The 13,347-nt window shown below is 60.1% G+C and carries 10 protein-coding genes; 9 read left to right on the top strand and 1 reads right to left on the bottom strand.

Going from position 1 to position 13,347, the window contains the following annotated elements:
* Positions 1-154: 154 nt before the first annotated feature.
* From ACSQ87_RS29745 to ACSQ87_RS29705, 9 genes are all read left to right on the top strand, one after another.
* On the top strand, positions 155-1,102 hold the full coding sequence (locus ACSQ87_RS29745) for a choline ABC transporter substrate-binding protein (protein WP_223431135.1): 948 nt from the start codon (positions 155-157) through the stop codon (positions 1,100-1,102).
* Positions 1,102-2,022 carry an alpha/beta hydrolase gene (locus tag ACSQ87_RS29740; RefSeq protein ID WP_436274951.1) on the top strand — a complete coding sequence of 307 codons (921 nt, stop codon included), beginning with the start codon at positions 1,102-1,104 and terminating at the stop codon, positions 2,020-2,022. The genes ACSQ87_RS29745 and ACSQ87_RS29740 overlap by 1 nt, the downstream gene beginning before the upstream one ends.
* Before the next feature lie 113 nt (positions 2,023-2,135).
* Positions 2,136-3,107, top strand: a complete 972-nt coding sequence (gene pip / locus ACSQ87_RS29735) for a prolyl aminopeptidase (protein ID WP_223431133.1) — start codon at positions 2,136-2,138, stop codon at positions 3,105-3,107.
* Complete coding sequence (gene dtd / locus ACSQ87_RS29730) at positions 3,104-3,541, top strand: D-aminoacyl-tRNA deacylase (RefSeq protein ID WP_008149496.1); 438 nt, start codon at positions 3,104-3,106, stop codon at positions 3,539-3,541. Before pip ends, dtd begins: the two co-directional genes overlap by 4 nt.
* Before the next feature lie 321 nt (positions 3,542-3,862).
* A complete protein-coding gene (locus tag ACSQ87_RS29725) occupies positions 3,863-5,710 on the top strand; it encodes a glucan biosynthesis protein G (RefSeq protein ID WP_150656746.1) in 1,848 nt (615 codons plus the stop codon).
* Positions 5,703-8,273 carry a glucans biosynthesis glucosyltransferase MdoH gene (mdoH, locus tag ACSQ87_RS29720; RefSeq protein WP_436274950.1) on the top strand — a complete coding sequence of 857 codons (2,571 nt, stop codon included), beginning with the start codon at positions 5,703-5,705 and terminating at the stop codon, positions 8,271-8,273. The genes ACSQ87_RS29725 and mdoH overlap by 8 nt, the downstream gene beginning before the upstream one ends.
* Before the next feature lie 208 nt (positions 8,274-8,481).
* Entirely contained in the window at positions 8,482-9,279 is a 798-nt protein-coding gene (locus tag ACSQ87_RS29715; protein ID WP_223431131.1) for a transporter substrate-binding domain-containing protein, read from the top strand.
* Between the two features lie 154 nt (positions 9,280-9,433).
* Entirely contained in the window at positions 9,434-10,393 is a 960-nt protein-coding gene (locus ACSQ87_RS29710) for an amino acid ABC transporter permease (protein WP_436274949.1), read from the top strand.
* Positions 10,386-11,120 (top strand): amino acid ABC transporter ATP-binding protein, encoded by a 735-nt coding sequence (locus ACSQ87_RS29705; RefSeq protein WP_046045596.1) that lies wholly within the window; start codon positions 10,386-10,388, stop codon positions 11,118-11,120. Before ACSQ87_RS29710 ends, ACSQ87_RS29705 begins: the two co-directional genes overlap by 8 nt.
* Before the next feature lie 157 nt (positions 11,121-11,277).
* Here the strand turns inward: ACSQ87_RS29705 and ACSQ87_RS29700 are convergent, their stop codons facing one another.
* Positions 11,278-13,194 (bottom strand): methyl-accepting chemotaxis protein, encoded by a 1,917-nt coding sequence (locus tag ACSQ87_RS29700; RefSeq protein WP_436274948.1) that lies wholly within the window; start codon positions 13,192-13,194, stop codon positions 11,278-11,280.
* Positions 13,195-13,347: the final 153 nt, after the last annotated feature.

Below are 13,347 nucleotides of genomic sequence, written 5' to 3'. Positions count from 1 at the left end.
CACTCGCCTCGATACCGGACTGGAACGGTCGCCACCGTGCAAAACACGGTCGCCACAGTTCGCTTTTACCCTCTCGACGCTGCGTAATGTTCTGGGCACGGTGCATGAAGACACCGGGCCCACAATAATCCGCTGCCGCACGAGAACCTCCCCAATGAAAAGACCGTTTATCCGCTGTCTCTCAATCCTCTGCGGCACTGCTCTGCTGAGCACCAGCGTCCTGGCCAGTGACGACGCTTCCTGCAAGGCCGTGCGCATGGGCGTGGTCAACTGGACCGACGTGATCGCCACCAGTGGCATGGCCGATGTGCTGCTCAACGGCCTCGGCTACGAAAGCAAGCAAACCAGCGCCGTGCAGCAAATCATCTTTGCCGGTATCCGCGACAAGCGTCTGGACATCTACCTCGGTTACTGGAAACCGGCGATGGACAAAAACATCGCGCCGTTCCTGGCTGCCAATCAAGTGAAAGTCTTGGACAAGCCGAGCCTGGCCGACGCCCAGGCTACGCTCGCCGTACCGGAGTACGTCGCCGAAGCGGGCCTGAAAACCTTCGCCGATATCGCCAAATTCAAGGATCAACTCGGCGGCAAGATCTACGGCATCGAGCCGGGCAGTGGCGCCAACACCACCATCAAAACCATGATCGAGACCAATCAATTTGGCTTGAAGGATTTCAAGCTGATCGAGTCGGGTGAGGCCGGCATGCTTGCCGCTGTTCAACGGGCGGTGAATCGCAAGGAACTCGTGGTGTTCGTCGGCTGGACCCCGCACCCGATGAACATCAACATGAAAATAGCCTACCTGACCGGCAGCGAAGACGTTTACGGCCCGAACGAGGGCGCCGCCACCGTCTCCACCGTGACCGCCCCGGATTACGCCCAGCGCTGCCCGAATGTAAATCGCCTGCTGGAAAACCTGACCTTCAGCGCTGCCCAGGAAAGCCAGTTGATGGTGCCGATCATGGAACGCAAGACCCCTCAGGACGTTGCCAGACAATGGCTGCGTGATCATCCCGAGGATCTGCAGCGCTGGCTCGCCGGTGTCAGCAGTTTTGATGGCAAGGATGGCGTGGCGACCGTTCAGGCCAGTTTGAAACTTTGATGAGTTCCTATCCGTTATCCGAGCAAATGACGGCTTTCGTCGAGAAAACCGTCAGCTTCAACAGCACCGATAGCAGCCTCGCCGGTTTGCGCCAAGCCTACAGCGGGATGTGCCGAGCGTTCACCCCGTCAAGTCCCGCCGGTCTTTATGTGGTGGATTTCGAATTGGCCGGCGTGCCGGTGCGGTCTTATCAGCCGTCGGTTTCGCCACCGACCGGCGGTTGCCCGTGCATCGTGTATCTGCACGGCGGCGGCTGGGTGGTAGGGGACCTGGATTCCCACGACTTCATCTGCGCCGAACTGGCATCGACGCTCGGTGTGCTGGTGATCGCGGTCGATTATCGGTTGGCGCCGGAGCATCCGTTTCCGGCGGCGTTCGAGGATTGTCTGGGTGTCTGGCGCGCGCTACGGGCCGGGCCATTCCGGCTCGATCCCGAGCGAACGCTGGTGGCCGGGGACAGCGCCGGTGGCAACCTTGCGGCTGCGTTGTGTCTGGCGTTGCGCGATGCGGGCGAGCCATTGCCGGCGGCGCAGGTGCTGATTTATCCGGGGCTGGGCGGTGATCACCGATTGCCGTCGCGCAGTGAATGCCTCGACGCCCCCTTGCTCAGCAGCAGCGATCTGGACTGTTATCACGCCCTGTACTTGCGCGGCACTGGACAGCCAGGTGCCTACGCGATGCCGTTGCTCGCCGAGGACTTCAGTGGGTTGCCGCCGGCCTTGATCGCCGTGGCGCAATTCGATCCGTTGCGCGATGACGGCGTGCTGTACGCCGAGCGATTGAACGCAGCAGGCGTGGCAGCGACGCTTTATTACGGGGAGGGGTTGGTTCACGGCTGTCTGCGGGCTCGGGGGCAGGTCGCCGAGGTCGACGCGCTCTATGAAACGCTGCTCGGCTATTTGTCTGAAAAAACCGGCTGAAAAACTCTGACTCTGCAAGGCATGCTCATTGGCGTAATTCGGGTTTATGATGCCGGACGGCAGAATAATAGAAGTCCCCCCAGGGATGACCTCGACCCCTTACGGAGCGCGCAATGCAGACTTTGTACCCGCAGATCAAACCCCACGCCCGGCACGATCTGGCCGTCGATGAAACCCACACGCTGTATGTCGACGAAAGCGGTTCACCGGAAGGTTTGCCGGTTGTATTCATCCACGGCGGCCCCGGCGCCGGGTGTGATGCCCAGAGCCGTCGGTATTTCGATCCAAACCTGTATCGCATTGTGACCTTCGACCAGCGCGGTTGCGGTCGTTCCACGCCCCACGCCAGCCTGGAAAACAATACCACCTGGGATCTGGTCGCCGACCTTGAGCGGATTCGCCAGCACCTTGGCATCGATAAATGGGTGCTGTTTGGCGGTTCGTGGGGCTCGACCCTGGCGCTGGCCTACGCGCAAACCCACCCGGAGCGCGTGCACGGTCTGATTCTGCGCGGGATTTTTCTCTGCCGTCCGCAGGAAATCGAGTGGTTCTACCAGTGTGGCGCCAGTCGCCTGTTTCCCGATTACTGGCAGGACTACATCGCGCCGATCCCGCTGGACGAGCGCGAAGACTTGCTCTCGGCTTTCCACAAACGCTTGGTCGGCAATGATCAGATTGCCCAGATGCACGCGGCCAAGGCCTGGTCCACCTGGGAAGGCCGGACCGCCACCCTGCGCCCGAACCCGATGGTGGTCGATCGTTTCTCCGAGCCGCAGCGCGCGCTGTCCATCGCCCGCATCGAATGTCACTACTTCACCAACAATGCGTTCCTTGAGCCCAACCAGCTGATCCGCGACATGGGCAAGATCGCCCATTTGCCTGGCGTGATCGTCCATGGCCGCTACGACGTGATCTGCCCGCTGGACAACGCCTGGGAACTGCATCAGAACTGGCCGAACAGTGAATTGCAGGTGATCCGTGACGCCGGCCATGCCGCCTCCGAACCTGGCATTACTGACGCACTGGTTCGTGCCGCCAATCAGATGGCCCATCGACTGCTCGATCTGGCCCCTGAAGAAGCATGAAGGGCCTGCTGCAACGCGTGCGTGGCGCACGAGTCGAGGTAGCGGGGGAGGTGGTTGGCGCCGTCGATCAGGGATTGCTGGTGCTGGTGGCGGTCGAGCCCGAGGATACTCGGGCCAGCGCCGACAAACTTCTGCAGAAACTGCTTAACTATCGTGTGTTCAGTGATGCCGAGGGCAAGATGAATCTGTCTCTGGCGGATGTAGGCGGTGGGTTGCTGCTGGTCTCACAGTTCACCCTGGCCGCCGATACCAAGAGCGGGTTGCGTCCGAGTTTTTCGACCGCTGCCCCTCCGGCCCTGGGTGAGGAGCTTTTCGACTATCTATTAGGTAAAGCGAAACAGGTGCATGGCACTGTGGCATCAGGTAGATTCGGCGCGGATATGCAGGTGCACCTGGTCAACGACGGCCCGGTAACCTTCCTGTTACAGACCTGAAAGCCCTTGAAACATGTTTTTAAGGGCTTTTCGACTGAAAACAGGCGTTTTTCGCGATAAATACTTTGTTACCCCTGATGCGTTGTAACGCGGCCTACTAGATAATCGCGCGCTACGGGGATCAGCGTTCGTTGGTCCATTTTGACTTAGGTAGAGACTTGTCCTGGACCTCTTGGGGAATCATTTAGCCCCATAGGAGTCGGAATAATGCTCGCCAACTTGGCAAGAGTGGTCTGTAGGGTCGGTTTTTTCATGCCGCACACCTCATAGGCCCTTCAACTGGCCGTTGGTTTTTTGATCTGTTTTCGGCGAGGGTTGCTCGTGATTGTTAGTCCCTGTAATGCACCAAAATTGTCTGCCAAACGGTTACGAAGTGCTCTGGTAGCGGGCTCTGCACTGCTCTGCCTGCTCAGCGCCGGTCAGCTTTGGGCATTCAATCTGGATGATGTATCGGTCAAGGCAAAAGAGCTGGCCGGGCAGAAGTACGAAGCTCCGCGCAGTAACCTGCCGAACGAGTTCCGCGAGATGAAATTCGCGGACTATCAAAAAATTCGTTTCCTGACCGAAAAAGCCGAGTGGGCCGATCAGAAAACCCCGTTCAAGCTGTCGTTCTATCACCAGGGTATGCATTTCGATACGCCGGTGAAAATCAACGAAATCACAGCTAACACCGTCGAAGAGATCAAATACGACCCAAGTCGTTTCGATTTCGGCGACGTGAAGTTCGATCCTAAAGCCACCGAACAACTGGGTTATGCCGGTTTCCGTGTGCTGTACCCGATCAACAAGGCGGACAAGCAAGACGAAATCATGACCATGCTCGGCGCGAGTTACTTCCGCGTTGTCGGCAAGGGTCACACCTATGGCTTGTCCGCTCGCGGCATGGCCATCGATACCGCGTTGCCGTCCGGCGAAGAATTCCCGCGTTTCACCGAGTTCTGGATTCAACAGCCGAAACCGGGTGACAAGCACCTGGTGATCTTCGCCCTGCTGGATTCGCCACGCGCTACCGGTGCCTATCGCCTGACCCTGCGTCCGGGCAGCGACACCGTTGTCGACGTCAAGGCCAGGATGTTCCTGCGTGACAAGGTCACCAAGCTTGGCGTTGCGCCGCTGACCAGCATGTTCCTGTTCGGCGCCAATCAGCCGTCGAAAGTGCTGAACTACCGTCGCGAACTACACGATTCCAGCGGTCTGTCGATCCATGCCGGTAACGGCGAGTGGATCTGGCGCCCACTGAACAATCCGAAACACTTGTCGGTGAGCAACTTCTCGATCGAGAACCCGCGCGGTTTCGGTCTGCTGCAACGTGGCCGCGACTTCAGCCACTACGAAGACCTCGACGACCGCTACGACAAGCGCCCAAGTGCCTGGATCGAACCAAAAGGCGATTGGGGCAAGGGCTCCGTCGATCTGGTAGAGATTCCGACTGCCGACGAAACCAACGACAATATCGTTGCGTTCTGGAGTCCGGAAAAACTGCCTGAGCCTGGCCAACCGCTGGACGTCGCTTATCGCATGCACTGGACCATCGACGAAGCCGCGCTTCACGCACCGGACAGCGCCTGGGTTCAACAGACCCTGCGTTCCACGGGTGACGTGAAACAGTCCAACCTGATCCGTCAGCCGGACGGCAGCGTCGCCTATCTGGTGGACTTCGAAGGTCCGTCCCTTGCGGCATTGCCGGAAGATACGGAGATTCGTAGCCAGGTCAGCGTTGGCGAGAATGCCGAGCTGGTCGAGAACAGCGTACGTTACAACCCTGAAACCAAGGGCTGGCGCCTGACGCTACGGATGAAAATCAAGGATCCGGGCAAGCCTACCGAGATGCGTGCTGCACTGGTCAAGAACATCGTGACTGCCGACCTGGCCAAAACATCGTATCCGGCATCCAATTCTTCCGTCGCCAAGGCTGACAAGATTGCCGCTCGGCAGCAGGAGAAGCTAGACAAGGAGGCCAAGGAAGCCAAGGAGACCAAGCAAGCTGAGGCCAAGCAGGTTGAAGCCAAGCAGGTCGAAGCCAAGCCAGCCGCAGTTTCCAAGGACAAGGACAACAAAGACGCCAAGCAGCCAGTCGCTGCCGAAGCGGCCCCAGCCACACCGGAATCGGTACCGACTGAAGAAGTCCTGACCGAGACCTGGAGCTACCAGTTGCCTGCCGATGAGTAATTCTCAAGTACAGCCAGAGACTCTTGCCGAGTATCTGGCGCATCTACCGATGACCGACGAGCAGCGCGCGGAACTCGCGGGCTGCCAGTCTTTCAGCGAATTGCACGAACGCCTGTCGTCCTCGACGTTCGACGCGCCGACCGAGGCTGCTCAAGCTTCGGTGGGTCGTCGTTTGACGCTGAACACTGCCGAAGAACTGGCAGACGCTGAAATGCTGGTGCTCGACGCCAGCGGCCGGGTTTGCCTGCGGGCAACCCCGCCGATCCGTCGGACCAAAGTCGTGCCGGAGCCGTGGCGCACCAACATTCTGGTGCGTGGCTGGCGTCGTCTGACCGGTCGCACCAATCCGCCGGCCCCGCCGAAGGATGAGCGCGTGCTTCCGGCTGCTCGCTGGCGCACCGTCGGTTCGATCCGCCGCTACATTCTGCTGGTGCTGATGCTCGGCCAGACCATCGTCGCCGGCTGGTACATGAAAGGCATCATGCCGTACCAGGGCTGGTCGTTCGTCGACCTGAATGAAGTGCTGCATCAACCGCTGTCGCAAACGGCTACGCAAGTGCTGCCGTATGCACTGCAAACCAGCATCCTGATCTTGTTCGGGATTCTGTTCTGCTGGGTGTCGGCCGGTTTCTGGACCGCGTTGATGGGCTTCCTCGAGTTGCTCACCGGTCACGACAAATACCGCATTTCCGGTAAAAGCGCCGGTAACGAGCCGATCCCCAAGGACGCGCGCACCGCACTGGTGATGCCGATCTGCAACGAAGACGTGCCACGGGTGTTTGCCGGTTTGCGGGCGACCTTCGAGTCGGTTGCGGCCACGGGTAACCTGGATCGCTTCGACTTCTTTGTCCTCAGCGACAGTAACGACGCCGACATCTGCGTCGCCGAGCAACAAGCCTGGCTGGACGTCTGCCGTGAAGCCAAGGGCTTCGGGAAGATCTTCTATCGCCGCCGCCGCCGTCGCGTCAAGCGTAAAAGCGGCAACCTCGACGACTTCTGCCGTCGTTGGGGCGGTGATTACAAGTACATGGTCGTGCTCGACGCGGACTCCGTGATGAGCGGTGATTGCCTGACCAGTCTGGTGCGCTTGATGGAAGCTACTCCGGACGCCGGGATCATCCAGACCGCGCCGCGCGCGTCTGGCATGGACACGCTGTATGCGCGCATGCAGCAGTTCGCCACCCGCGTATACGGTCCGCTGTTTACCGCCGGTCTGCACTTCTGGCAGTTGGGCGAATCCCACTACTGGGGCCATAACGCGATCATCCGCATGAAGCCGTTCATCGAGCACTGCGCCCTGGCGCCGTTGCCCGGTAAAGGCGCGTTCGCCGGTGCAATTCTGTCCCACGACTTCGTTGAAGCGGCGCTGATGCGCCGTGCCGGCTGGGGCGTGTGGATTGCCTACGACTTGCCGGGCAGTTACGAAGAATTGCCGCCGAACCTGCTGGACGAACTCAAGCGTGACCGTCGCTGGTGTCACGGCAACCTGATGAACTTCCGGTTGTTCCTGGTAAAAGGCATGCACCCGGTGCACCGTGCGGTGTTCCTGACGGGTGTGATGTCTTACTTGTCGGCGCCGTTGTGGTTCTTCTTCCTTGTGCTGTCGACGGCGCTGCTGGCGGTCAACACGCTGATGGAGCCGCAGTACTTCCTTGAACCACGTCAGCTCTATCCGTTGTGGCCACAATGGCACCCGGACAAGGCGATCGCGCTGTTCTCGACCACCGTCGTGCTGCTGTTCCTGCCGAAGTTGTTGAGCATCATCCTGATCTGGGCCAAGGGCGCGAAAGAGTTCGGTGGCAAGTTCAAGGTGACGATGTCGATGCTGCTGGAGATGCTGTTTTCCATGCTGCTGGCGCCGGTGCGGATGATTTTCCACACCCGCTTCGTGCTCGCCGCGTTCCTCGGTTGGGCCGCGACCTGGAACTCGCCGCAACGTGACGACGACTCCACGCCATGGAGCGAAGCGGTCAAACGCCACGGTCCGCAAACCTTGCTGGGCTTCTTCTGGGCCCTGCTGGTGATCTGGCTGAACCCGAGCTTCCTCTGGTGGCTGGTGCCGATCGTCGGTTCGTTGATGCTGTCGATTCCGGTGTCGGTGATCTCCAGTCGAGTTGGCCTGGGCCTCAAGTCCCGTGACGAAAGCCTGTTCCTGATCCCTGAGGAATACAATCCGCCACAGGCGTTGCTGGCGACCGACCAGTACACCCACGAAAACCGTTGGCATGCACTGAACGACGGCTTCACCCGGGCAGTGGTCGATCCACAGCAGAACGCCTTGGCGTGCTCGCTGGCGACTTCACGCCACCGTCAGGCCGAGCCGATCGAATGGTTGCGGATCGAGCGGGTGCGTCATGCGCTGAAAGTCGGGCCTGAGGGGCTGAACAACAATGAGCGCGTGCAACTGCTCAGTGATCCGGTGGCACTGGGTCGTCTGCATGAGCAGATCTGGAACGAAGCTCACCCCGAGTGGCTGGAGGCGTGGCGTAAATCGGTGAAAGCCGATCCCCATGCGCCGCTGTTGCCGCTCAAGCCGCTGAGTGTGCAGCCTCAGTTGGCCTGACAAAAAACCCCGCGAAAGCGGGGTTTTATTTGCGCTGATCAGCGTCAGGCAACAAATCCTGCTTAAACCCTTGTGCAAACGAACGAGTGCGTTAGCATCCGTCCCCGAATTGGTGCGCCCGGACAACTTTCTGTTCGTATCTGCCGGTTTCCCAAGGGAAACCCGCAGTTTGCGCGCCTCACAACGCGATGGTTTTGGGGACTTGATGATGAAGAAGTATCTCTCGATGCTGCTGGTCGGCGTCACGGCATTGGTTGCAGTCAACACGGCGCAGGCCGGTGCCATCGATGACGCGGTCAAGCGCGGCACGCTGAAAGTTGGCATGGACCCGACCTACATGCCGTTCGAAATGACCAATAAGCGCGGCGAGATCATCGGCTTCGAAGTCGACATCCTCAAAGCCATGACCAAGGCCATGGGCGTCAAGCTGGAGACGGTTTCCACCGGCTACGACGGCATCATCCCGGCCCTGCTCACCGACAAGTTCGACATGATCGGCAGCGGCATGACCCTGACCCAGGAACGCAACCTGCGCCTGAACTTCAGCGAACCGTTCATCGTGGTGGGCCAGACCCTGCTGATCCGCAAGGAACTGGAAGGCACCATCAAGTCCTATAAAGACCTGAACACCACCGACTACCGGATCACTTCCAAGCTCGGCACCACCGGCGAGATGGTGGCCAAAAAGCTCATCTCCAAAGCCAACTACCACGGCTACGACAACGAGCAGGAAGCCGTGCTCGACGTGGTCAACGGCAAGGCCGACGCCTTCATCTACGACGCGCCTTACAACGTCGTGGCGGTGAACAAGGTCGGTGCCGGCAAACTGGTGTTCCTCGACAAGCCGTTCACCTACGAGCCGCTGGCCTTCGGTCTGAAGAAGGGTGACTACGACAGCCTCAACTTCATCAATAACTTCCTGCGCCAGATCCACGAAGACGGCACCTACGATCGCATCCATGACAAGTGGTTCAAAGACACCGCTTGGCTCAAGGACATGGAGTAAGGCCCGGTCAGCTAGACCGCGTCGCTCCATTCGCGGGCAAGCCCGCTCCCACAGTTGACCGAGTTGCTGGATAAGTACGCGGTTAAATGTGGGAGCGGGCTTGCTCGCGAAGACGGCATCCCTGGTGATACAAATCTCGGAATTTTCAAAGTCAATGAAACAGAAAAAAGCCCAATGGCCGTGGCACGTGTTAACCGTGCTGCTGCTGATCGGCCTGGCCGGCGCGTTGTATTACGCCACCTCGCTGATGTCCTACGAATGGCGCTGGAACCGTGTGCCGCAATACTTCGCCTACCACGCCGAAGAATCCCGGCGTGCCGCCGATATCTCCACCGTCAGCGAACTGGTGCGCAAGGGCGACAAGGCGGAAGTCACCCTGCGCAATGATGCCGGTACAGAGCAGCACCTGACCGTCGACGACAACAGCCTGCAAGTCGCCCAAGGTGATGACGTGGCCGAAGGCGACGTGATCGGCGTGACCCGCCATTGGGCCGCCGGACCGCTGATGTGGGGGCTCTGGACCACCTTATGGTTGTCCGTGGTTTCAGGTGTGCTCGGTCTGCTGATCGGCCTCGCCACGGGCCTGTGCCGATTGTCGAACAACCCGACCCTGCGCGATCTTTCGACGATCTACGTCGAGCTGGTCCGCGGTACGCCGCTGCTGGTGCAAATCTTCATTTTCTACTTCTTCATCGGCACCGTGATGAACCTCTCCCGGGAGTTCGCCGGGATCGCCGCGCTGTCGTTGTTCACCGGCGCTTATGTGGCAGAAATCATCCGTTCCGGCGTGCAATCCATCGCCCGTGGCCAGAGCGAAGCCGCGCGCTCCCTGGGTCTGAGCGCTGGTCAGTCGATGCGTCACGTGGTGCTGCCGCAAGCGTTCAAACGGGTGCTGCCACCGCTGGCCGGCCAGTTCATCAGTCTGGTCAAGGACACCTCGCTGGTGTCGGTGATTGCGATTACCGAGCTGCTCAAAAGCGGTCGCGAAGTCATCACCACCTCGTTCTCGCCGTTCGAAATCCTGTTCTGCGTGGCCGGTCTGTACCTGTTGATCAACCTGCCGCTGTCGAAAATCGCCAGCCGGCTTGAGCGGAGGCTCGCGCAAAGTGATTGAAGTCCGCGATCTGGTAAAAGTTTTCGACACCCGCGGCCACGTGGTTCGCGCGGTGGATAACGTTTCGACGCACGTGGCCAAGGGCGAAGTGCTGGTGGTGATCGGCCCGTCCGGTTCCGGCAAGTCGACTTTCCTGCGCTGCCTCAACGGCCTGGAAGAGTTCGACTCGGGCTCGGTGAGCATCGACGGCTTGCAACTGGCCGACCCGAAAACCGACGTGAATGCCTATCGTCGCGAAGTCGGCATGGTGTTCCAGCATTTCAACCTGTTCCCGCACATGACCGTGCTGGAAAACCTCTGCCTGGCCCAGAAAGTCGTGCGCAAGCGCGGCAAGAAGGAGCGGGAGGCCAAGGCCTTGGCGTTACTGGAAAAGGTTGGTATTGCGCAGAAGGCCAACGAGTTTCCGTCGCGCCTGTCCGGCGGTCAGCAACAGCGCGTGGCCATCGCCCGGGCACTGGCGATGGAGCCGAAGGTCATGCTGTTCGATGAGCCGACCTCGGCGCTCGACCCGGAAATGGTCGGCGAAGTGCTGGACGTGATGAAAACCCTGGCGGTGGAAGGTATGACCATGGTTTGCGTCACCCACGAAATGGGCTTCGCCCGGGAAGTGGCGGATCGGGTGCTGTTCTTCGATCACGGCAAATTGCTGGAAGACGCTTCACCGGCCGAATTCTTCGATGCGCCGAAGGATCCGCGGGCTCAGGCCTTCTTGCGGCAGGTTCTCTAACCTCAGCGTTTGTCAGACCGCTTTCGCGAGCAAGCCCGCTCCCACAGTGGGTCTGGTTGAGCACAAGAAATGTGTTCACCGAAAATCTACTGTGGGAGCGGGCTTGCTCGCGAAAGCATCACCCCGGTCCCAAGCGAACCGAGGTCATTGAATCGCCTTAAACCTTGAACCGCCCCACCAGCATCTGCAGATGCGTCCCCAACCGTGCCAGTTCAACGCTGGAGGCCGCGGTTTCTTCACTGGCCGCCGAGGTTTGTTCGGACACGTCGCGCACGTTCAGCACGCTACGGTTGATCTCTTCAGCCACCGCGCTCTGTTGTTCTGCTGCGGCGGCGATCTGCTGATTCATCGACTGAATCGCCGAGACAGTGCGAGTAATGCTTTCCAGCGAGCCACCGGCGCGGCGGGTCAGTTCGACGCTGCTGTCGGTCAGGCTGCGGCTGTTGTCCATGATGATCGCGACTTGCTGGGTGCCGGTTTGCAGGCCGACGATCAGCTCTTCGATTTCTTCGGTGGACTTCTGGGTACGCTGGGCCAGGCTGCGGACTTCGTCGGCGACCACCGCAAAACCACGTCCGGCCTCACCGGCACGTGCGGCCTCAATCGCCGCGTTGAGCGCCAACAGGTTGGTTTGCTGGGCCACGGATTTGATCACGTCGAGTACGCTGCCGATCTTGTCGCTTTCACGTTTGAGATGACCCATGGCTTCGGTGGAGCTGCCGACTTCCTTGGCCAGGCGCTCGATCTGGGCGATGGCTTCGCCGACCACTTTGTCACCTTCGCGGGCCTGCTGGTCGGCGGCGACGGCGGCTTCGGACGCTTCTTCGGCGTTACGCGCGACTTCCTGCACGGTGGCGGTCATTTCGTTCATGGCGGTCGCCACTTGGTCGGTCTCGACCTTCTGGCTGTTGACCCCGGCGCTGGTCTGCTCGGTGACTGCCGACAGCTCTTCGGCGGCGCTGGCGATTTGCGTGACGCCGTCACTGATGCCGCCGATCAACTCGCGCAGGCCCAGGGTCATGCTTTGCATGGCGCGCTGTAGCTGACCGAGTTCGTCCTGACGTTCAGAGATAAGGTTTTGGGTCAGGTCGCCGGCAGCAACGCGCTCCGCCACTTTGAGAGTCTGGCTCAGGGGAATCACGATCTGGCGAGTGATGGCCCAGGCGGCAAGCATGCCGAAGGCGAGCGCCAGGACGGTGGCCAGCAGCAGCAGGTTTTTGGCGTGCGCGGCGTCGGTGTCTCGGACGATGGTTTGCGACACGGTGAGTTTTTTGCTGACATCGAGCAGGATGTCGCCTTGCGCGGCCATGCGTTTGAGCGCGGCAGCGCTGGCAACCTGAGAGTCACGGAACTGGCTGACGGCGGCGCGATAGGCCTTGAGCGAGTCAGTGGCCTGCTGCAGATTGGTGATGTGCTGTTCCGGCAGCTTGGAGGGCAGGCCTTCGAGGTTTTTCAATGCGTTGTCGATGGCGTCCAGAGCAGGTTGCTCGGCCTCGGTTTTACCGCTGTAGGTATAACCGCGAACCTGGAAGCGCGCTTGCTGGATCAGTTTGCTCAGGTCGATCACGCTGTTGAAATCGGCGACGCTGTCACCTTGCAGCATGGATTTTTCGACTTCGGCGACACGGGCCACGGCGTTGTCGGCGGTGGCGCCGAGTTTGCCGCGGGCATCTTCGCGGTGGGCGCCGGCCTGGGTCATGGCCGTGAAGGCTTGTTTGTACTCACTGACGGCGGCCAGTTGCTGGTCGATCATGGCCACGTCGGCCGGTTGTTCGATCAGCGTGCGCGCGGTTTTCAGGCCGGTATCGAGTTGGCCGAGCAGATCGTTGACCGCACCGGGGCCTTGTTCGCCACGACGCATTTCGTAATCCAGACGGGCCAGGCGCAGGTCTTTGGTCAGGTCATTGAGGCTGGCAATAAACCCCAGCTTATCGCCGCGACTCATCACACCGCTCAGGCCGGTCCAGCCGGTGAAGGTGATCAACAAGGTAAGCAGCAGCACCAGACCGAAGCCGACACCCAGTTTGCGATTGACGCTGACGTTCCCCAGTTTCTCGGCTAGCCATCGGTACATACTGCAACTCCCTCGAACCATTCGTTGGTTTTATGGGAACTGTATCGGCAGGCAGCCGGGAATCTGTAGGGGAGTAAACACTTGTGGCGAGGGAGCTTGCTCCCGCTTGGGCGCGAAGCGGCCACCGCTTTTTGCCAGCAAGATCGCATTCAC

The sequence above is a fragment of the Pseudomonas sp. LjRoot277 genome (assembly GCF_964253845.1).
Lineage (GTDB): Bacteria > Pseudomonadota > Gammaproteobacteria > Pseudomonadales > Pseudomonadaceae > Aquipseudomonas.
The sequence above is the reverse complement of the archived record's forward strand: the minus strand, read 5'-3'. Positions and strand labels throughout refer to the sequence as shown.

Excerpts from the sequence above, each read along its gene's own strand:
- ACSQ87_RS29745 (WP_223431135.1), top strand. The coding sequence starts at position 155 with ATGAAAAGACCGTTTATCCGCTGTCTCTCAATCCTCTGCGGCACTGCT.
- ACSQ87_RS29740 (WP_436274951.1), top strand. The coding sequence starts at position 1,102 with ATGAGTTCCTATCCGTTATCCGAGCAAATGACGGCTTTCGTCGAGAAA.
- pip (WP_223431133.1), top strand. The coding sequence starts at position 2,136 with ATGCAGACTTTGTACCCGCAGATCAAACCCCACGCCCGGCACGATCTG.
- dtd (WP_008149496.1), top strand. The coding sequence starts at position 3,104 with ATGAAGGGCCTGCTGCAACGCGTGCGTGGCGCACGAGTCGAGGTAGCG.
- mdoH (WP_436274950.1), top strand. The coding sequence starts at position 5,703 with ATGAGTAATTCTCAAGTACAGCCAGAGACTCTTGCCGAGTATCTGGCG.
- ACSQ87_RS29715 (WP_223431131.1), top strand. The coding sequence starts at position 8,482 with ATGAAGAAGTATCTCTCGATGCTGCTGGTCGGCGTCACGGCATTGGTT.
- ACSQ87_RS29710 (WP_436274949.1), top strand. The coding sequence starts at position 9,434 with ATGAAACAGAAAAAAGCCCAATGGCCGTGGCACGTGTTAACCGTGCTG.
- ACSQ87_RS29700 (WP_436274948.1), bottom strand. The coding sequence starts at position 13,194 with ATGTACCGATGGCTAGCCGAGAAACTGGGGAACGTCAGCGTCAATCGC.